The organism is Pseudomonas fluorescens, from assembly GCF_012974785.1.
Lineage (GTDB): Bacteria > Pseudomonadota > Gammaproteobacteria > Pseudomonadales > Pseudomonadaceae > Aquipseudomonas > Aquipseudomonas fluorescens_BT.
In genome coordinates, this window is the sequence record NZ_CP027561.1 from 2,402,709 (window position 1) to 2,421,822 (window position 19,114).

Below are 19,114 nucleotides of genomic sequence, written 5' to 3' on the forward strand. Positions count from 1 at the left end.
CATGCACGCCGGCGTGGTCGCCAGTCTTGGTCTGTTCTAGGAGTGACCGCAGGGGAGAGGAAAAGGTTTTGTCGGATTTTTACCCTGGCACCAGACCTCCCTCACAGAGGCAGACGGGGCGATCAACGGTCATGGGCTGTCAGTGAATCATCGGTGTTTTACCCGGTCGAAGCTGCGGCTGCGCGCACCGCACCCTGAAGGTGAGGGCAGCGCTGACCGTTCCGTCGTCAAGACCTTGGTTTTAGGGAAATCCTGAATGATGCGTGCAACAACCCTGCTGCTGACTGTTTCTGCCGCCGTTTTGCTGGGCGGCTGCGTGGCGGACTTTGATGATGACTACCGCCATGGCCGGCATTACGATCGCGATCATGGCCGTTATTACGACCACGATCGACGCTGGGATGATCGCGACTATGACCGGCGCGACGGGCGTCGCCATCATCGCGACGACAACGACGACCAGTAATGAGCAAAAAAGGGGCGTTCCTGACCGGAACGCCCCTTGGCATTAAAAATGAGCGTTCGCCCGGACGCTGGATCGCGCAGGCACGTTAGCCTCGATGTCCAGCAAATGGGTGGCGAGTATGTCGCTCAGAAAACGGAACTGATCGTTGAGGCCCACCACTTCATTGCTGAAGTGATTGGTTGCGGCGGGCATCAGCAGATCTTCGAAATCTTCGTTGAACACCAGCGCTTGTGTCTTCAATGACACCGGGTGCTGGTCGTAATAGTTGTTGCCGAAGACCGGGAAGCTCACGGCGAGGGTGACGGTATGACTCATGATGTGAACTCCTCGTGGTGTGTGTCTCGGATGGGTGAATCCTGCGCCGGACGCGTCTGCTGCGGAAGGCAATCGTCGTAATGGTGATCATCGACGTCAGTGATGGTTGGAACAAAAGCTGAAATCCCGCGCCCGGATCGAGGATCGATACAACCGGACAAACGGCTGAAACCCGCACCTATACTCAAGTCGTTACCTCCAGATCTGACCCATCAAAGGACACCGCCACCGTGAACCTGCGTGCGCTGATCGTCGCGGCACTGATGTTGCTGGCCGGTTGCGCGACTTCGGCGCGGGGCCCGGCGAGCGCGCCGCCGGTGGTGGTTTCACCGGCCACCTGGCAGCAGATCGACCGGGATATCGTTGTGGCTTCCCGGCAGTCCACCGAACAGGTCAAGGCGTTCGCCCGCGGTTCGATGGAACATTGGCGCATTCGGGTCTACGAGCAAACTGAAGAAAAATTCATCCCGTGGTTCAGCAGCTACTGGACCCAGGAATGGCTGTCGATGAAGGTCAGTTGGTACACCATCAGCGCCGGTGGCGAGCAGGATGCTTCGTCCAAACGCTTGGCAGCGTATTTGCTGGAGCAATATCAGGAGCGGGTGCTGGCGCCGGTGGCTCTGGAGATCGATCCGGACGCGATCCTCGGCCAAGCCACCGCGTTCTACGCGCAACTGATGGCGCAGCAGATGCCGGTCATCGCCCAGCGTTACGGCGTACCCCTCGCGCAGCTCAACGGGCACTTGCAGAAAATCCCCGCCATCGCCCTCGGCCCGCCGCCGACCCGCGATGCCTCGCTGTATCAGGTTGTCAGCACTGAACCGTTGAATACCTTGCCGGCCTATGCCGCGCTGATCGACAAGATCCACACCGAAGGCGGGGCCAAGGGCATCGCCTCGACCGATGCCGGCATGGCCCCGGTGGCCAAGCGTGCCAGCCAGCGCATGGAGGCAGAGATGGCGCCCCGGGGCGCTGCCAGTGCGGTGGCAGCGGCGGCCGGCAAACTCGTTGGCGGACTGATCTCGGCGGGGGTGGCAGGCATCCGCGCCATCCTCCAGGCCAACGACCGACCCGACAGCGAAGCGCTGATCCGCAGCAGCCTGGGCAACACCTTCGACAAGGCCTGGCTGAAATTGGTGCAGAACCCGACCACCGGTGTGATGGCCGGCACGCTGCACATGGCGGCGCAGGTCGAGGGCAGTCTGGGCGGGCGGGATGAACCGTCGGTCGGGTTGGGCGTCGACCGTGTCGAATGGCGGCCACCTGAGTCGACTACTCAGCAGACCGAACCCACCCTGCAAGGAGAATGATCATGGCTTACATCGATGTGTTCGTGGCGCCCGTGCCGAATGCCAACCGCGAGCAGTACAAAAAACACTGTGAAATCGCCGCCAAGCTGTTCAAGGAATACGGCGCTCTCGAGGTGATTCAGGGCTGGGGCGATGACGTGCCGGACGGCAAGGTCACCTCATTCCCGATGGCGGTAAAACTCAAGGAAGGCGAAACCGTATCGGCGGGCTGGCTGGTCTGGCCGGACAAGGCCACCCGCGACACCGGCATGGCGAAAATGATGGAAGACCCGCGCATGCAGCCGGACGTCAATCCGATGCCGTTCGATGGGCAGCGGATGATCTTTGGTGGCTTCAAAGACATTCTCGAGCCTTGATGCCGCGCCGCCGGATCACTCCGCTGACGGGGTGATCCGGCAGCCTTTGCGGTTGCGAATCTGCTCGTCTGTCGGCCGCTCGCGGACGAATTCGAAACGTGGTTCTCCCTCGCTGTAATGCACCAGCCAGCCCCATTCCAGTTCGCTCTCATCCTGCCCGGGATTCGGCGGACGGGCCCACCAGGGTTCTTTGCTGAGGATCTCGCGCATGACGTCCTCCGGTTGATGGCAATCGTTGAACTATAAACCCCTTGCCGAGAGTCGCCAGAAACGGGCGTGTAGAATCCAGGGATCTCGACGAACGAAGGAGCGTGGCCATGACGGACGAAACACGCGGGGATCAACCGTTCAAGCGGCTGTTCTTCGCCCTCGACTGCCCACCGGCACAACGCAAGGCGATTGCCCAGTGGCGCAGCGAACTGGGTTTGCGTACCGGCAAACCGGTACCGGCGGACAACTTTCACCTGACACTGCTGTTTCTCGGCGCGGTGCCATTGGCGCAGATCGGCGAAGTCTGCGAAGCCGCGGCGAAAGTGCGTACGCCGGGGGAGGCGCTGAAGATTTCGCTGGATCGGTTGCAGGTCTGGCGGCGTGCCGGGGTCTTGTCGCTGGCGCCGGAGCAGGCACCGCAGGCATTGCTGCGATTGGTGTATGCGCTGGAGCAGGCGATGTTGCCGTTCGGGTTTGAAGAGGCGACCCGTGAGTATCGCCCGCATCTGACGCTGGCCCGGGACTATCGGGCGCCGGAACCGGAATCCGCTACGTCGCCGGAGTTCTTCCTGCGGGCCGAGCGTTTTGCATTGTTCGAATCCCACAAGGGCCGCTACCGCTCGCTGGCCGACTGGCCACTGATCTGAGCCCACAAAAAAAGGCGCCCGAGGGCGCCTGAATTCACCTGAACCGAGGAAAGCCAGGTGAGGCCGTTCAGAGCGAGGGTGCAGCGGTGGTAGGGCGCTGCGTGAACGGAAATCGATTGAGTCTTGAGTTAGAAACACAACCCCTGTGGGAGCGAGCCTGCTCGCGATGACGTTGGCACATTCAATATCAATGTCGCCTGAAACTCCGCTATCGCGAGCAGGCTCGCTCCCACAGGATTTCAATTATTTGCCGAGTTTTACGCGGGTCCAGCCCCGGGTCATGATCCGTTGCGTGGCAATCGGTTGATCCGGCACCGCATACAGCGTGGCCATCACTTCCTGCGACGGGTACGAGCCCGGGTCGTTGCGGATCGCTTCGTCCACCAGGGGCGTCGCCGCCGCGTTGGCGTTGCTGTAGCCGTTGCTGTTGGTGATCTCGGCAATGATGTCCGGACGCATCAGGAAGTCCATGAACAGGTAGGCGTTCTCGACGTTCGCTGCATCGCGCGGGATGGCGACCATGTCGTAGAAGCTGCCGGCACCTTCCTTGGGAATGCTGTAGTCGATCACTACGTTGTTGCCCGATTCCACCGCGCGGGCCTTGGCCTGCAACACGTCACCGGAATAACCGACGGCCACGCAGATGTTGCCGTTGGCCAGGTCCGAAATGTATTTCGAAGAGTGGAAGTACGCCACGTTCGGGCGAATCTTCATGAACAGCGCCTCGGCTTCCTTGATGTGCGCGGTGTCCTTGTCGTTCACCGGATAGCCCAGATAGTGCAGGGCAGCGGGGATCATTTCGGTCGGCGAGTCGAGAAAACTGATGCCGCAAGCCTTGAGCTTCTCGGCGTTCTCCGGTTTGAACAACAGGTCCCAGGAATTGGTCGGCGCGTTCTTGCCGAGTACTTCCTTGACCTTGGCCGGGTTGAAACCGATGCCGATCGAGCCCCACATGTACGGGAACGCGTGGGCGTTGTCCGGATCACTGGCGGAGGCGTTTTTCAGCAGCACCGGGTTGAGGTTTTTCCAGTTTGGCAGCTTCGACTTGTCCAGGGTCTGGTAGACCCCGGCCTTGATCTGCTTGGCCAGGAAACTGTTGGACGGCACCACGATGTCGTAGCCGGATTTACCCGCGAGCAAACGCGCTTCGAGGGTTTCATTGCTGTCGAACACGTCGTAGGTCACGCGGATGCCGGTCTCGTCTTCGAACTTCTTGACCGTGTCCGGGGCGATGTAGTCCGACCAGTTGTAAACGCGCAGCACCTTGTCGTTGGCCTGGGCGCCCGTGGCGATTGCGCCCAATAAGGACAGTGTCAGCAGAGTCCTGCCAAACATTTTCATCGGTGAAACTCCATTCTTTTTATTCAAAAGCTTTTAAGCCAAAGCGCAAAGCCGTAAAACGCGACGGCCTCAGGCCGTCGCTGTCACTCGTTGAGGTTGCTGCCATGATTCGTTGGCGGTCTGATCCATCGCTTCCTGAATCGCACGCTTGCGGTTGGCTTCTGCCTTGCGACCGAAGTACCAGACCAGGAAGGTCACCAGCGACACCGCCAACAGAATCAGGCTGGCCACAGCGTTGATCTCGGGCTTCACACCCAGACGCACCGCCGAGAAGACTTCCATCGGCAGAGTGGTGGAACCCGGACCGGAGACGAAGCTCGCCAACACCAGATCGTCCAGCGACAGGGCGAACGACATCATGCCGCCCGCCGCCAGCGACGGCGCGATCATCGGAATGGTGATCAGGAAAAACACCTTGAAAGGTTTCGCGCCCAGATCCATCGCCGCTTCTTCGATCGACAGGTCCAGCTCACGCAAGCGGGCGGAGACTACCACCGCCACATAAGCGGCACAAAACGTGGTGTGGGCAATCCAGATGGTGACGATGCCTCGCTCCTGCGGCCAGCCGATCAGTTGCGCCATCGCCACGAACAGCAGCAACAGCGACAGACCGGTGATCACCTCAGGCATGACCAGCGGCGCGGTCACCAGACCACCGAACAGCGTACGACCCTTGAAGCGGGTCACGCGGGTCAGCACGAACGCGGCGAGGGTGCCCAGCGCCACGGCGGCGATCGCGGTGTAGCAGGCGATTTCCAGCGAGCGCACCACGGAGCCCATCAGTTGGGTGTTGTCGAGCAGGCCGACGTACCACTTCACCGACCAGCCGCCCCAGACCGTCACCAGTTTCGAGGCGTTGAACGAGTAGATCACCAGGATCAGCATCGGCAGATAGATGAACATCAGGCCGAAGATCAGCATGAACTTTGCAAAACCGAAGCGTTTCATCCCCGTGCCTCCATCTCTTTGGCCTGGCTGCGGTTGAACAGCAGAATCGGCACAATCAGGATCAACAGCATCACCACCGCCAGCGCGGACGCCACCGGCCAGTCGCGGTTATTGAAGAACTCTTGCCACAGCACGCGACCGATCATCAGGGTCTCCGGGCCGCCCAGCAGTTCCGGAATCACGAACTCGCCCACCACCGGAATGAACACCAGCATGCAGCCGGCGATGATCCCGTTCTTGGCCAGCGGCACGGTGATTTTCCAGAAGTTGTTGAAGTTGCTCGAACCCAGATCCTGCGCGGCTTCCAGCAGGCTGCCGTCGTGCTTCACCAGGTTGGCGTAGAGCGGCAGCACCATGAACGGCAGGTAGGCGTAGACCACGCCGATATACACGGCCGTGTTGGTGTTGAGGATCTCGATCGGGTGATCGGTGAGCCCGGTCCACATCAGGAATGCGTTAAGCAGACCGTTGTTGCTGAGGATGCCCATCCACGCGTAAACACGGATCAGGATCGCGGTCCAGGTCGGCATCATGATCAACAGCAGCAGGACGTTTTGCGCTTCCTTGCTGGCCTTGGTGATCGCGTAAGCCATCGGGAAACCGATCACCAGGCACATCATCGTGCTCAGTGCCGCGACCTTCAGCGAGCCGAGGTAGGCCGACAGGTACAGCTCGTCTTCGCCGAGCATGGTGTAGTTGCCGATGTTCAGCAGCAGCTGGAATTTCTGTTCGGCGTAGGTGTAGATCTCCGAGTACGGCGGGATCGACAGCGCGGCTTCCGAGAAGCTGATTTTCATCACCAGGAAGAACGGCAGCATGAAGAACAGGAACAGCCAGATGAACGGAATGCCGATGACGAACTTTCGCCCGCTGGGCACCAGGCGCAGGAATTGCTGATTGAAGGTTCTCATGAGCGCAGTACCACGCCGCTGTCGTCTTCCCACCAGACGTAGACCTTGTCATCCCAGGTCGGACGCGCGCCACGGCGTTCGGCGTTGGCCATGAACGACTGGACGATTTTGCCGCTCGGCAATTCGACGTAGAACACCGAGTGGCCGCCGAGGTAGGCGATGTCATGCACCTTGCCTTCGGACCAGTTGTAGCGGGTCTCCGGCTTGAGGGTGCTGACGAGCATTTTTTCCGGGCGGATTGCGTAGGTGATCGACTTGTCCTGCACCGACGTGCTGACGCCATGACCGACGTAGATCTTTTGCTGCAAGTGCGGGCTGTGAATGATCGCGTGACCTTCAAGGTCCTCGACCACGGTGCCGTCGAAGGCGTTCACGTTGCCGATGAATTCGCAGACCATGCGGCTGACCGGTGCTTCATAGATGTCGACCGGGCTACCGATCTGGGCGATCCAGCCCAGGTGCATGATCGCGATGCGCTCGGCCATGGTCATGGCCTCTTCCTGGTCGTGGGTCACCATCACGCAGGTCACGCCGACGCGTTCGATGATTTCCACCAGTTCCAGCTGCATTTGCGAACGCAGCTTTTTATCCAGCGCACCCATAGGTTCGTCGAGCAGCAACAGCTTCGGACGTTTGGCCAGTGAGCGGGCGAGGGCCACGCGCTGACGCTGACCGCCGGACAGTTGATGCGGGCGGCGCTTGGCGTATTGGGTCATGTGGACGAGGCGCAGCATTTCTTCGACGCGGGCGTCGATTTCGCTGGCCGGCAAACGGTCCTGCTTGAGGCCGAAGGCGATGTTCTGCGCAACAGTCATGTGCGGGAACAGCGCGTAGGACTGGAACATCATGTTGATCGGCCGCTCGTACGGCGGCATGTCGGTGATGTCGACACCGTCGAGCAGAATGCGTCCTTCAGTCGGCCGTTCGAAACCGGCGAGCATGCGCAGCAGGGTCGATTTGCCCGAACCGGAGCCGCCGAGCAGGGCAAAGATTTCGCCCTGATGGATCTCCAGGGACACGTCGTCCACCGCCGTGGTTTCGTCGAACTTCTTGGTGACTCGATCGACCTTCACCAGAACCTTTTTCGGTTGCTGATGACCTTCAAGAGCCTTCCTGTAAGTGCTGGAGGCGTTTGCCATGTGAAACTCCCAACAGGTTTCAGTCGCCGGGCCAACGCGGCCTGGCTTAAGAGTGGATTGCAGACTTGCAAGAGCATTTCCTGTCGGATCGCATCCCCTGTGGGAGCGGGCTTGCTCGCGAATACGTCGTGTCAGTCGACATGGTTATTGCCTGACACTCCGCTTTCGCGAGCAAGCCCGCTCCCACAGAGTTTTGCGTTGTCCTGATGGGCACTGCGCTTGCCGATCCGGCTTGGTCGGCGCCGCCGTCCTGGCTGCCTGGGTAGTACTTGTTGTTATTACGGTTTGTTGTTTTCACGGATGACGGGTGCGCACACGCGCAGCCGCCGACCCCGTGGGGGCAGTAAACAGTGATGAAATTCTGGGTTGTGTCAGCGCTGGTTGCGTCGCGCCGCACGCTGGCGGCAAGCCTCGCCGAATGCCTGGAAAATCCGCAGGTAGTTCGGGTTGTCCAGCACCTGCCATTCCGGGTGCCATTGCACGCCGAGGGCGAAGGTCGGGCTGTGCTCCACCGAGACCGCCTCGATCAGGCCGTCCGGTGCCACGGCTTCGGCGCGCAGGCCGGGAGCGAGGCGGTCGATGCCCTGACTGTGAATCGAGTTGACCTGGAATTCACCCGGCAGCACCAGCGCTTCGAACACGCCACCGGCCAGCACCGTCACGGCATGGGCCGGGGCGTACTGCACGGCGACATCCGGGCTGTCGGCTTCGCGGTGATCGAGCATGCCCGGCAGCTCGTGCACCTTCTGGTGCAGGCTGCCGCCGAACGCCACGTTCATTTCCTGGAAACCGCGGCAGATGCCGAGTACCGGAACGCCCGCCGCAATGGCCGCACGCAATAGAGGAAGGGTGGTGGCATCCCGCGCCGGATCGTGATCCGTGCCGGGAGCGCTGTCCGGGCCCTGATAGTGGAAGGGTTCCACGTTGGACGGCGAGCCAGTCAGCAACAGACCGTCGAGCTGACCCAGCAGGTCTTCGATTTCAGTCAGTTGGCCAAGGGAAGGAATGACGACGGGCAACCCCAGCGCCGCAACGCTGACAGCGCGAACGTACTTGTCGCCGCTGATGTGATAGGGGTGCAGGCCAATCTGTTTGACGCACGCAGTAACGCCGATCAATGGCTTGAATGCCATTTTTATTCACCTCGAAGTTTGACACTTGAACGAGCTTTTCCGGAGCTTAGCCTCGTTGATTTTAATTAACAACTCCCATGTAAAAAATTCTAAACGCCGTTCATCAAATCTTCATGATTCGCGGGCCTCTGGCGCCTGCATTGGCACAAGAGTGTTAAAAAAAGCCCGAAAAATAAACGCTGAGCGGCCCTGTGTTCGCTATTGACTTCACTTTGCCGTTCGGGTTGACTGGCTCGGCGAAACAGCAGTGAACATAATAATTAACAGCTAAATAGGTGCATCATGTCGGTCCCTCTGCGTGCCGTTCAACTCAACGAAGCAAACGCATTCCTTAAGAAACATCCTGAGGTTTTGTACGTCGACCTTCTGATTGCAGACATGAACGGTGTGGTGCGCGGCAAGCGCATCGAGCGCACCAGTCTTCATAAGGTGTACGAAAAAGGCATCAACTTGCCGGCCTCGCTCTTCGCCCTCGACATCAATGGCTCCACAGTGGAAAGCACTGGCCTTGGCCTGGACATCGGCGACGCCGACCGCATCTGCTACCCAATCCCCGGCACCCTGAGCATCGAGCCCTGGCAGAAGCGCCCGACCGCGCAACTGCTGATGACCATGCACGAACTGGAAGGCGAGCCGTTCTTCGCCGACCCGCGTGAAGTGCTGGCCAACGTGGTGCGCAAATTCGACGACCTGGGCCTGACCATCTGCGCCGCGTTCGAACTCGAGTTCTACCTGATCGACCAGGACAACGTGAACGGCCGTCCGCAATCGCCACGCTCGCCGGTTTCGGGCAAGCGTCCGGTGTCGACTCAGGTTTATCTGATCGACGACCTCGACGAGTACGTCGACTGCCTGCAGGACATCCTCGAAGGCGCGAAAGAGCAGGGCATTCCGGCCGACGCCATCGTCAAGGAAAGCGCCCCGGCGCAGTTCGAAGTCAACCTGCACCACGTGTCCGACCCGATCAAGGCGTGCGACTACGCCGTCCTGCTCAAGCGTCTGGTGAAGAACATCGCCTACGACCACGAGATGGACACCACCTTCATGGCCAAGCCGTATCCGGGCCAGGCGGGCAACGGTCTGCATGTGCACATTTCGATTCTGGATAAAGAAGGAAACAACATCTTCGCCAGCGAGGATCCCGAGCAGAACGCCGCGCTACGCCACGCGATCGGCGGTGTGCTGGAGACCCTGCCTGCGCAAATGGCTTTCCTGTGCCCGAACGTCAACTCGTACCGCCGCTTCGGTGCACAGTTCTACGTGCCGAACTCGCCTAGCTGGGGCATCGACAACCGCACCGTGGCGGTACGCGTACCGACCGGTTCGGCAGACGCCGTGCGCATCGAGCACCGTGTTGCCGGTGCCGACGCCAACCCGTACCTGCTGATGGCTTCCGTTCTGGCCGGTATTCACCACGGCCTGACCAACCAGATCGAACCGGGCGCCCCGGTCGAAGGCAACAGCTACGAGCAGAACGAACAGAGCCTGCCGAACAACCTGCGCGACGCCCTGCGTGAGCTGGACGACAGCGAAGTCATGGCCCGCTACATCGACCCGATGTACATCGACGTGTTCGTCGCGTGCAAGGAAAGCGAGCTGGCCGAGTTCGAAAACTCGATCTCTGACCTTGAGTACAACTGGTATCTGCATACCGTCTAAGGGCTAATTGAAAACCTTGTGGGAGCGAGCCTGCTCGCGATTACGGAGTGTCAGCCGACATCGTTGTTATCTGACGCACCGCTATCGCGAGCAGGCTCGCTCCCACAGGGGGGTCGTATTACCAAAGTTTTGATGGGCGGGCATCTGCTCGCCTTTCACCAATTATTCTGTGTGAGTCACCCCCATGACCATGACCCGCAACGACTGGGAACAACGCTTCCAGTCCCTGACCCTCGAATCCCGTGCCTTCATCAATGGCGAATATCGCCCGGCCATCAGCGGCGAAACCTTCGAATGCCTGAGCCCCGTCGACGGCCGTTTCCTGGCCTCCGTCGCCAGCACCGATGAAGCCGACGCCAACCTGGCCGTTGAAGCCGCGCGCCAATCCTTCAACGACGGCGTGTGGGCCAACAAGGCCCCGGCCGAGCGCAAGCGCATCCTGATTCGCTTCGCCGATCTGATCCTGCAACACCAGGAAGAACTGGCGCTGCTCGAAACCCTCGACATGGGCAAACCGATCAGCGACTCGATGAGCATCGACATCCCGGCGACCGCCAACGCGATCCGTTGGAGCGCCGAAGCGATCGACAAGATCTACGACGAAGTCGCCGCCACCCCGCACGACCAACTCGGTCTGGTGACTCGCGAGCCGTCCGGCGTGGTCGCGGCCATCGTGCCGTGGAACTTCCCGCTGATCATGGCCAGCTGGAAATTCGCCCCGGCGCTGGCGGCGGGTAACTCGTTCATCCTCAAGCCTTCGGAAAAATCGCCGCTGACCGCGATCCGCATCGCGCAACTGGCGCTGGACGCCGGCATTCCGAAAGGCGTGTTCAACGTCCTTCCAGGCTTCGGCCACACCGTCGGCAAGGCGTTGGCGTTGCACATGGACGTCGACGTGCTGGCCTTCACCGGCTCCACCGCAATTGCCAAGCAACTGATGATTTATGCCGGCCAAAGCAACATGAAACGCGTCTGGCTCGAAGCAGGGGGCAAGAGCCCGAACGTGGTGTTTGCCGACGCACCGGACTTGCGCGCGGCAGCACAAGCGGCGGCCGGCGCCATTGCGTTCAACCAGGGCGAAGTCTGCACCGCCGGCTCGCGCCTGCTGGTGGAGCGTTCGATCCGCGAGCAATTCATCCCGCTGCTGGTGGAAGCGCTGCAAGCGTGGAAACCGGGGCACGCCCTGGATCCTGCCACCACTGTCGGCGCCGTGGTCGATCAGCGTCAACTGGACAACGTGCTGCGCTACATCAGCATCGGCCGCGAGCAGGGCGCCGAAGTGATCGCCGGCGGCCGACGCACCCTCGAGGAAACCGGCGGCACCTACATCGAGCCGACGATTTTCGACGGTGTGACCAACGCGATGACCATCGCCAAGGAAGAAATCTTCGGCCCGGTGCTGTCGCTGATCACCTTCGACACCGTCGAGGAAGCGCTGCACATCGCCAACGACAGCATCTTCGGCCTCGCCGCCGGGGTCTGGACCAGCAACCTGAGCAAGGCCCACACCTTCGCCCGTGGCCTGCGCGCCGGCAGCGTGTGGGTCAACCAGTACGACGGCGGCGACATGACCGCACCGTTCGGTGGCTTCAAACAGTCGGGCAACGGTCGCGACAAATCGCTGCACGCGTTCGACAAGTACACCGAGCTGAAAGCGACCTGGATCAAGCTCTAATTCTATTTACAACGGTGGGCGCCGGTTTTTCCGGCGTCCCTCGGAGAACAATAATGAAACAACAACACGTCAACAGTTATTACGCCGCCACCCGCAACGAAGTCATCGACTTCCCGACGCTTGAAGAGTCGGTGGAGTGCGATGTCTGCATCATCGGCGCCGGCTACACCGGCCTGTCCTCGGCGTTGTTCCTGACCGAAGCCGGCTACAAGGTGACGGTGCTGGAAGCGGCGAAAGTCGGCTACGGCGCCAGCGGTCGCAACGGCGGTCAACTGGTCAACTCCTACAGCCGCGACGTCGACGTGATCGAAGAGCGCTACGGCGACAAGACCGCCGAAATCCTCGGCAGCATGATCTTCGAAGGCGCCGACATCATCCGTTCGCGCATCAAGGAATACGACATCAAATGCGACTACCGCCCGGGCGGCATTTTCGCAGCGATGAACAACAAACAGCTCAAGGGGCTCGCCGAACAGAAGCGCAGTTGGGAGCGTTACGGCAATAAAAACCTGAAGATGCTCGACGCTGCGGACATCCGCCGCGAAGTCGGCTCCGACGCCTACGTTGGCGGTTTGCTGGACATGCAGGGCGGCCACATCCACCCGCTGAACCTGGCCCTCGGTGAAGCCGCGGCCATCGTGCGTCTGGGCGGCAAGATCTACGAGCAATCCGCTGCCGTGGAAATCAAATACGGCGAGCCCAACGTCGTGCGCACCGCCAAAGGTCAAGTCCGCGCCAAGTACCTGCTGATCGCCGGCAACGCCTACCTGCCGCAAGGCCTCGACAACCGCGTGACGGCCAAGAGCATGCCGTGCGGCTCGCAGATCTGCGTCACCGAACCGTTGACCGAAAAACAGGCCCGCAGCCTGATCACCAACAACTATTGCGTCGAAGACTGCAACTACCTGCTCGACTACTACCGCCTCACCGCCGACAACCGTCTGCTCTACGGCGGCGGCGTGGTCTACGGCGCCCGTGAACCGGACGACATCGAAACCCTGATCCGCCCGAAGATCCTCAAGACCTTCCCGCAGCTCAAGGACGTGAAAATCGACTACCGCTGGACCGGCAACTTCCTGCTGACCATGTCACGCATGCCGCAATTCGGCCGCATCGAGAAAAACGCCTACTACATGCAGGGCTACAGCGGCCACGGCGTCACCTGCTCGCACCTGGCCGGCAAACTGATCTCGGAAATGATCCGCGGCGACGCCGAACGCTTCGACGCTTTCGCCTCCCTGCCGCACATGCCGATGATTGGCGGCCGTACCTTCTCCGCGCCACTGACCGCCCTCGGCGCCGTGTACTACTCGCTGCGCGACCGTTTCGGCATCTGATTTACCTCCCCGGCGGTGGCCCCGCACAGGCGCCGCCGGTTTTTTCTGACACCCCAAGCTCAAACTGTGGGAGCGGGCTTGCTCGCGAAAGCGGTGTGTCAGCCAACACTCATGTCGGCTGACACACCGCTTTCGCGAGCAAGCCCGCTCCCACAGTTGCCGTATTACCAAGGCAAGAAGGACTTTTCACCCACCGTCCATCGAACCTGCTGAGCAACACCGACAAACGTGATTTAATAGCCGCCTTTCACGGTTCCGGGACACGGGAGCAACGTGATCCGCGCGACCTGCGCGGCACCCGCCACCCACCCCCATTGCCCTTAAGTCGTTCTCACATAAGGCTGTCATGGATACGGGTTCTCGACTCAAACTAGTACGCGAAAGCTACAAACTCTCCCAGCGCGAGCTGGCCCGGCGTAGCGGCGTGACCAATGCCACCATCTCCCTGATCGAACAGAATCGTGTCAGTCCTTCCGTCAGCTCACTGAAAAAGCTGCTCGAAGGCATCCCGATGTCCCTGGCCGACTTCTTTACCTTCGACCAGCCCCCTCGCGAACACCAATATGTCTTCCGCGCCAACGAACAACCCGACCTCGGCCGCCACGGCCTGCGCCTGCTGCTGATCGGCGCCTCTGTCCCAAGCCGCCAGATGCGCTTGCTGCGCGAGCAATACGCACCGGGCGCGAGTTCGGGGGAAGAGCCGATTGTTCACGCGGAAGGCGAGGAGTGTGGGTTGGTGACGCGCGGCACCGTGGAGTTGACGGTGGATGGGCAGGTGAGCGTGTTGAGTGCGGGGGATGGGTATTATTTTCCGACGACGCTGCCGCACAAGTTCCGGAATATCGGGGCGGATGAGGCGGAGATTATCAGTGCGAATACGCCGGCGAATTTTTGAGACGGATTCTGAAGCTCCTCAGTTTGTTCGACTTCGATAGCTAAAGAACCGCAGAAATGCGGTTTTTTATGCGGTAAATTTCTTCAGGGTTTGGACTTTTTGTTTGTGATTTTATGTGATATTTATATATTATTATTTTGATTCAAAAGTTGTACGTGCTTCGAGTGTGAATGATCAAAAAACTAGAATTTTGAAGTGTCAGATCTCGATATTTACGCTTGCGGGTTCGGATGGGTTTTGATTCTGGCTAATGTTGTTGAGTTTAAAGCTGTTTTTTGTATGCGATATTTTTTCTGATGGAGTTTTAAAGTCTGAGGAGGCTAAGTGAGTAGTAAATATCAAATATTTATCAGCTCCACCTATGTTGATTTGAAAAGTCCAAGAGACTTAGTAATAAAAGCTGTTCTTGAGATGGGGCATATCCCCGTCGGGATGGAGATGTTTAGTGCGGCGGATGAGCAGCAGTGGAGTATCATTAAGCGGCAAATAGATCAGAGTGATTATTATGTTGTCATTCTTGCTCATAGATACGGGTCTGTTACAGGGGAAGGCATAAGTTATACAGAAAAGGAATATGATTATGCGGTTTCTAAAGGTATACCAATATTAGGTTTTGTCTTGGATTCTGGTGCAATGTGGCCAGCCAAGCACACCGAAACTGAAGCAGCGCAGGTTTTATCTTTAGGCCAATTCCGAAACAAGGTTAAGTCTAGACCTGTTTCTTTTTGGAAAAATAACGATGACTTGTATGGTAAGTGTTCAATCGCACTGATGAAGGCATTTACGGCATATCCGCGCGAAGGGTGGATAAGAGCTTCGCAGCATACAGATACTCTACTGACGAACGAATTAACCCGGCTGAGTTCTGAGAATGCAAAACTTCGCGAGCAACTGGAAAAAGTTTCCGGTAGTAAGGATGAAAGCCGAGCCAGGGAGGAAAAAAAGAATATTCAGATTCTAAAGTCGAATAAAAGAGAGATTTTCGTATTCAAAAAAGGTGGCGCTGATTGGGAACTGGCAACAGAGGCAGATTTGTTAAGTTTGTTTCTGTGTTTGGCTCCAGAAATGCTTGTCGAAATATCTACCTCGGAAATTGCAGAGCACGCTGCTGTTGTTCTTTGTGGCATTCCGGAGAAGGACTTGCGAGATGAGTTTCCGGTACCGACGAACGCAGTCAAGGAGTGGATGGCTGATTTTGCAACTTTGGGGCTGGTTAAGCCCTCCGAAAAGAAGAAGCCTATAAAGAATACCAATGAGTACTGGACGTTGGCTGAGCAGGGTAAAAGTATACTTGGTGCAATAAGGCGGGCGCAGTTGGAGCTTGCTGTGGCTGATGATGTTTGACTCACGGTAATGGATTGGCAAAATTCATTCCTGTTTTTAAAAAAATAAAAAGGTAACTAAATAAAAAAGGTGACAGATTTATTTTTTAATATGTCACCTTAAGTCTAAAAGGTGACAGATCTATTTTACTGCTAGCCAAAAACATGGCATGAAAAGGTGACGACAAGAACAGGTGGTAGATTTATTTTTTGCTGGGCGTGATTTCAGGAGTTGGTTTTATGGGGGAGAGTGGGGTTAATTGTTTTCCCATAGTTCTTCGACCTCAATAAGGCTGCACTTGCGATCGAGCGATATTTTTCGTAGGCCAGTAATTATTCTCAGATACGATTCGTGTGTGGTTATTTCTTTTATCGTTTCTTTTGAGTGAGTGTCTTCGAATATGTGGTGGGTGTTTTTATATTTTTTCTTTATACCTTTCCACAATCCTGAGTCGATTGGTGGGTGTAAGCACTCGCGAACATTAATGCGTCCTCCGTCTCCAATGTAGCAATAGGTTTTCAAGTAAATGTTTATTATTTTTGCCGCCCACCCAAATTGATGTTTGAGTTTTTCGCAAGTCGTTGTCAGAGTGAGTAATGTTTCTTCGTGCCAGTTTTCGAATTCTTCACGCGTTATTGGGCCGCGGGATTTGTCGAGGATGTCGGAGAAGTCAATTCTCTTGAGAATGCCATATACATCAACTCGGCTTTTTATGGGAGAGCCGCTTCGAAGTGCTGAAAGTACAGTCCATTCTGCGTAGCTTTTGATTATTGTGTGGCGTGCTTGCATAGCAGTTCTCCTCAGTTGTTTTTTTGTCTGGACGGGTACTTTATGACCATAATGTCGCTCAGCTGGCCACTATATGATCAAAAAAGACCAAAAGGTGAAAGATTTATTTGTGTGGTGTTTTATAGATCTGTCACCTTTAAGTTTCGTACTTTAACTACCATGTAAGGCTTTTGTTCTTAGCTTCAAAATTTTTCTTATACATCATCCATATAGTGCTGTAATTACACATGTCAATTTTCTCGCAGTAGTCATGAATCACTGCGTTCATTATTTTCCGATCAGTGGCTTTAGTCGCTTCTTTGAAGGAGTCAAGATTCTTCTTTTCCATCATGCGAAGAGTACTTTCCTGACACATGTCGATTTTTTCGCAGTAGTCCTTCCTCACCGTTGCGGTGATGGAATCAATGACCTGTTGTTTCTGTGCTTCTGACCCGTCGAAATCCATCGGATTGAGAATGGTCGCGGCGGAACAAGAAAATGAGCTGAAGAATGTGAGAATGCAGAGCAATTTTTTCATGGAGATATCCTTTCCTCGTCTACTGTTGCCGTGATCGTCGCTGATCAGGATCGAAGATCCTCAGTACACCGATCAATTGCCGGATGTCAGAGTGCCACTAAGTTTTTGTCAGTGGAAGACGTTCAGACCAAAGTCGCTAGCCGGCGGAGCCGCAGCCGATTTTGCGACTGAGTTTCTACTCCGCCCCATCCAAAGGACTAAAAAACCGCGATATCGCGGTTTTTTATGGTTTCAAAGGGAGGGGAGAACGCTTGGGTCAGGATTCAATTGCTCGTTGCCCAATTACCCGAAATACATCCCTCACGTCCTGCACCAGGATTCTCGCGATCGTGGTGATGGTGCTGATGTCGTGTTCGGAATGGTCGGGGAGGCTGGTGCACGCCATGAGATCTAAATACTTGAGGACTGCCTCGAGGCGTTCGGATGCGCAGGCATGTAGGTCACTTAAGGGGGCTTCGGCATTAATCAGCAGGACAGGGTGATCCGAAGCCGGATAGGACATGTCAACGCAGTGGTAGAGCGGTTTTTTGTTCGTCATGGTGCTAATCCTTTTAATGAGAAGAATTGCCACCGTCCTGCTGCGAAACAAAATGGGTGGCAGCTATGCGCGGGTTCGCAGACCGGAGGATTAACACCAAGACCCGGCAGACCCGAAGGTCTCCCACGCACAACCGCCATAAAGATTGCGCAGCCGAGAGTCGGCCGTGCCAGGCGGAACAGGGTGTCAATCTTAAGGGCTGCGAAACCCTATCGCCAAATTCGTTCAGCGACAGACCCACTCTAGGCATCGATCCCCACCGTCGCAATCAGCCTGTAGGACGTGAAATCACCACGAGTGGCCAGCGCTTTAGCTCCCGGTAAGCGACGCAACCGGCGTAAATCAAGGGCTACGGAGTGTCAGGGGAAAATGACTCGCCGAGTTTGGAACCGCTTCGCAGCCCCGTAAGAACAAGCTCCCTCACCACGAGCAGTCATTTCCTACGCTGTTTTCAGATCCCGAAATTCATCACATATTCCTGCCCCGGAACTTTCCCCAAAACCGATGTCAATTTGATGGCGTGTCGCGACGCTCATTTGAAACGGATAAACCTGTTTCCTGGCAAGCCAAGGAAGTGTGAGATGAAACTGATTCTTGCGATGTTGTTGATGTTCAGCGGTTATGCGTTCGCCGGTTGCGGCAGCATCAGTGACCCTGATCAGCGGGCCTATTGCGAGGGTACGAACGGCGGTACTTGTGGGCGGATCAGCAATATGGATCTGCGTGCGTCCTGCGAATCGCAGAGGAGCGGTGGCAGCTGCGGCACCATTAACGATATGGACATGCGCGCTTATTGCGAAGCCAGAGCCCGGGGTGGCAGTTGCGGGACGATCAACAACATGGATATGCGTGCGGCATGCGATGCGGAGACGCACGGCGGCACCTGCGGAACTATCAATGACATGGACCAACGCGCACTGTGCGAGGCTAGGAAGGGTGGTAGCTGCGGAAGTATCAACAACATGGATCTGCGCAACCAGTGCGAAGCCATGAAGCGATGATTTGTGTGTGACCTGGATCACCCAGTGCCAGGCTGTTTCCCGGCAAACCCAAGGAAGTGTGAGATGAAACTGATTCTTGCGATGTTGTTGATGTTCAGCGGTTACGCATTTGCCGGTTGTTCTAGCATCAACGACAGCGATCAACGCAGCTATTGCCAGGCCACGCAGGAAGGCAGTACTTGCTCCTCGATTCGGGATAGTGATTTGCGTGCGTCTTGCGAAGCGGAGAAGGGCAGTACTTGTTCGAGCATTCGCGACAGCGACCAGCGCGCTTACTGCGAGGCGAAAAAAGGCAGCACTTGTTCGAGCATTCATGATTCGGATTTACGCGCAACATGTGAGGCTGAGAAAGGCAGTACCTGCTCCAGCATCCATGACAGCGATCAGCGTGCATTTTGTGAGGCGAAGAAGGGCAGCACTTGTTCGAGCATCCATGATTCGGACCTGCGCAATCAGTGCGAAGCCATGAAACGCTGATCCATCGGCCTCATTCCAAACGCAAAAAGGGACACTCAACGGTGTCCCTTTTTTACGGGCGACTGAAACGCAATTCCCGGACTACCCAGTCAAACTTTTCACTTGCCACGCACCGGCTCATCGCCAA

21 protein-coding genes are annotated in these 19,114 nt (G+C 57.2%); 11 read left to right on the top strand and 10 right to left on the bottom strand.

Annotated features, from left to right (window positions below):
* The first annotated feature begins 256 nt into the window (after positions 1–256).
* Complete coding sequence (locus C6Y56_RS10760) at positions 257–466, top strand: hypothetical protein (protein WP_169429836.1); 210 nt, start codon at positions 257–259, stop codon at positions 464–466.
* Positions 467–508: 42 nt separating this feature from the next.
* Here C6Y56_RS10760 and C6Y56_RS10765 read toward each other — a convergent pair whose 3' ends face one another.
* Complete coding sequence (locus C6Y56_RS10765) at positions 509–781, bottom strand: hypothetical protein (protein ID WP_169429837.1); 273 nt, start codon at positions 779–781, stop codon at positions 509–511.
* A gap of 230 nt (positions 782–1,011) precedes the next feature.
* On the opposite strand from C6Y56_RS10765, the gene C6Y56_RS10770 reads away from it, so the two are divergent.
* Both C6Y56_RS10770 and C6Y56_RS10775 read left to right on the top strand, forming a co-directional pair.
* Positions 1,012–2,091 (top strand): hypothetical protein, encoded by a 1,080-nt coding sequence (locus C6Y56_RS10770; protein WP_169429838.1) that lies wholly within the window; start codon positions 1,012–1,014, stop codon positions 2,089–2,091.
* A 2-nt stretch (positions 2,092–2,093) separates the two neighbouring features.
* Positions 2,094–2,447, top strand: coding sequence for a DUF1428 domain-containing protein (locus C6Y56_RS10775; protein ID WP_169429839.1), 354 nt, complete (start codon positions 2,094–2,096; stop codon positions 2,445–2,447).
* A 15-nt stretch (positions 2,448–2,462) separates the two neighbouring features.
* Here the strand turns inward: C6Y56_RS10775 and C6Y56_RS10780 are convergent, their stop codons facing one another.
* On the bottom strand, positions 2,463–2,657 hold the full coding sequence (locus tag C6Y56_RS10780; protein ID WP_007957125.1) for a hypothetical protein: 195 nt from the start codon (positions 2,655–2,657) through the stop codon (positions 2,463–2,465).
* Positions 2,658–2,764: 107 nt separating this feature from the next.
* Here C6Y56_RS10780 and thpR point away from each other — a divergent pair, with 107 nt between their 5' ends.
* The gene (gene thpR, locus C6Y56_RS10785; protein ID WP_169429840.1) at positions 2,765–3,304 is read left to right on the top strand and encodes an RNA 2',3'-cyclic phosphodiesterase; all 540 of its coding nucleotides are present in this window, start codon (positions 2,765–2,767) and stop codon (positions 3,302–3,304) included.
* A gap of 243 nt (positions 3,305–3,547) precedes the next feature.
* Here the strand turns inward: thpR and C6Y56_RS10790 are convergent, their stop codons facing one another.
* The 5 genes from C6Y56_RS10790 to C6Y56_RS10810 form a co-directional block, all read right to left on the bottom strand.
* Entirely contained in the window at positions 3,548–4,645 is a 1,098-nt protein-coding gene (locus C6Y56_RS10790; RefSeq protein ID WP_169429841.1) for a polyamine ABC transporter substrate-binding protein, read from the bottom strand.
* Positions 4,646–4,714: 69 nt separating this feature from the next.
* Positions 4,715–5,593, bottom strand: coding sequence for an ABC transporter permease subunit (locus C6Y56_RS10795; protein ID WP_169429842.1), 879 nt, complete (start codon positions 5,591–5,593; stop codon positions 4,715–4,717).
* A complete protein-coding gene (locus C6Y56_RS10800; RefSeq protein WP_371807411.1) occupies positions 5,590–6,471 on the bottom strand; it encodes an ABC transporter permease subunit in 882 nt (293 codons plus the stop codon). Before C6Y56_RS10800 ends, C6Y56_RS10795 begins: the two co-directional genes overlap by 4 nt.
* Positions 6,472–6,500: 29 nt before the next feature.
* Entirely contained in the window at positions 6,501–7,643 is a 1,143-nt protein-coding gene (potA, locus tag C6Y56_RS10805; protein WP_169429843.1) for a polyamine ABC transporter ATP-binding protein, read from the bottom strand.
* Between the two features lie 371 nt (positions 7,644–8,014).
* Positions 8,015–8,776, bottom strand: coding sequence for a gamma-glutamyl-gamma-aminobutyrate hydrolase family protein (locus C6Y56_RS10810; RefSeq protein WP_169429844.1), 762 nt, complete (start codon positions 8,774–8,776; stop codon positions 8,015–8,017).
* Positions 8,777–9,058: 282 nt separating this feature from the next.
* Between C6Y56_RS10810 and C6Y56_RS10815 the strand changes: the two genes are divergently transcribed.
* From C6Y56_RS10815 to C6Y56_RS10835, 5 genes are all read left to right on the top strand, one after another.
* Positions 9,059–10,435, top strand: a complete 1,377-nt coding sequence (locus C6Y56_RS10815; protein WP_169429845.1) for a glutamine synthetase family protein — start codon at positions 9,059–9,061, stop codon at positions 10,433–10,435.
* A gap of 184 nt (positions 10,436–10,619) precedes the next feature.
* The gene (locus tag C6Y56_RS10820) at positions 10,620–12,110 is read left to right on the top strand and encodes an aldehyde dehydrogenase (RefSeq protein WP_169429846.1); all 1,491 of its coding nucleotides are present in this window, start codon (positions 10,620–10,622) and stop codon (positions 12,108–12,110) included.
* A gap of 53 nt (positions 12,111–12,163) precedes the next feature.
* Positions 12,164–13,447 carry an NAD(P)/FAD-dependent oxidoreductase gene (locus tag C6Y56_RS10825; protein ID WP_064382334.1) on the top strand — a complete coding sequence of 428 codons (1,284 nt, stop codon included), beginning with the start codon at positions 12,164–12,166 and terminating at the stop codon, positions 13,445–13,447.
* Positions 13,448–13,793: 346 nt separating this feature from the next.
* A complete protein-coding gene (locus C6Y56_RS10830) occupies positions 13,794–14,342 on the top strand; it encodes a cupin domain-containing protein (RefSeq protein ID WP_011333561.1) in 549 nt (182 codons plus the stop codon).
* A 324-nt stretch (positions 14,343–14,666) separates the two neighbouring features.
* Positions 14,667–15,686: a DUF4062 domain-containing protein gene (locus C6Y56_RS10835; RefSeq protein ID WP_169429847.1), complete on the top strand. Its 1,020-nt coding sequence runs from the start codon at positions 14,667–14,669 to the stop codon at positions 15,684–15,686.
* 234 nt (positions 15,687–15,920) lie between these two features.
* Here C6Y56_RS10835 and C6Y56_RS10840 read toward each other — a convergent pair whose 3' ends face one another.
* The 3 genes from C6Y56_RS10840 to C6Y56_RS10850 form a co-directional block, all read right to left on the bottom strand.
* Positions 15,921–16,454 carry a hypothetical protein gene (locus tag C6Y56_RS10840; RefSeq protein WP_169429848.1) on the bottom strand — a complete coding sequence of 178 codons (534 nt, stop codon included), beginning with the start codon at positions 16,452–16,454 and terminating at the stop codon, positions 15,921–15,923.
* A gap of 154 nt (positions 16,455–16,608) precedes the next feature.
* Positions 16,609–16,971, bottom strand: a complete 363-nt coding sequence (locus C6Y56_RS10845; protein WP_169429849.1) for a hypothetical protein — start codon at positions 16,969–16,971, stop codon at positions 16,609–16,611.
* 256 nt (positions 16,972–17,227) lie between these two features.
* Positions 17,228–17,509, bottom strand: a complete 282-nt coding sequence (locus C6Y56_RS10850; protein WP_169429850.1) for a fructose-bisphosphate aldolase — start codon at positions 17,507–17,509, stop codon at positions 17,228–17,230.
* Between the two features lie 581 nt (positions 17,510–18,090).
* Between C6Y56_RS10850 and C6Y56_RS10855 the strand changes: the two genes are divergently transcribed.
* Together C6Y56_RS10855 and C6Y56_RS10860 are read left to right on the top strand one after the other, a co-directional pair.
* On the top strand, positions 18,091–18,510 hold the full coding sequence (locus C6Y56_RS10855; protein WP_169429851.1) for a hypothetical protein: 420 nt from the start codon (positions 18,091–18,093) through the stop codon (positions 18,508–18,510).
* Positions 18,511–18,573: 63 nt separating this feature from the next.
* On the top strand, positions 18,574–18,987 hold the full coding sequence (locus C6Y56_RS10860; protein WP_169429852.1) for a hypothetical protein: 414 nt from the start codon (positions 18,574–18,576) through the stop codon (positions 18,985–18,987).
* Positions 18,988–19,114: the final 127 nt, after the last annotated feature.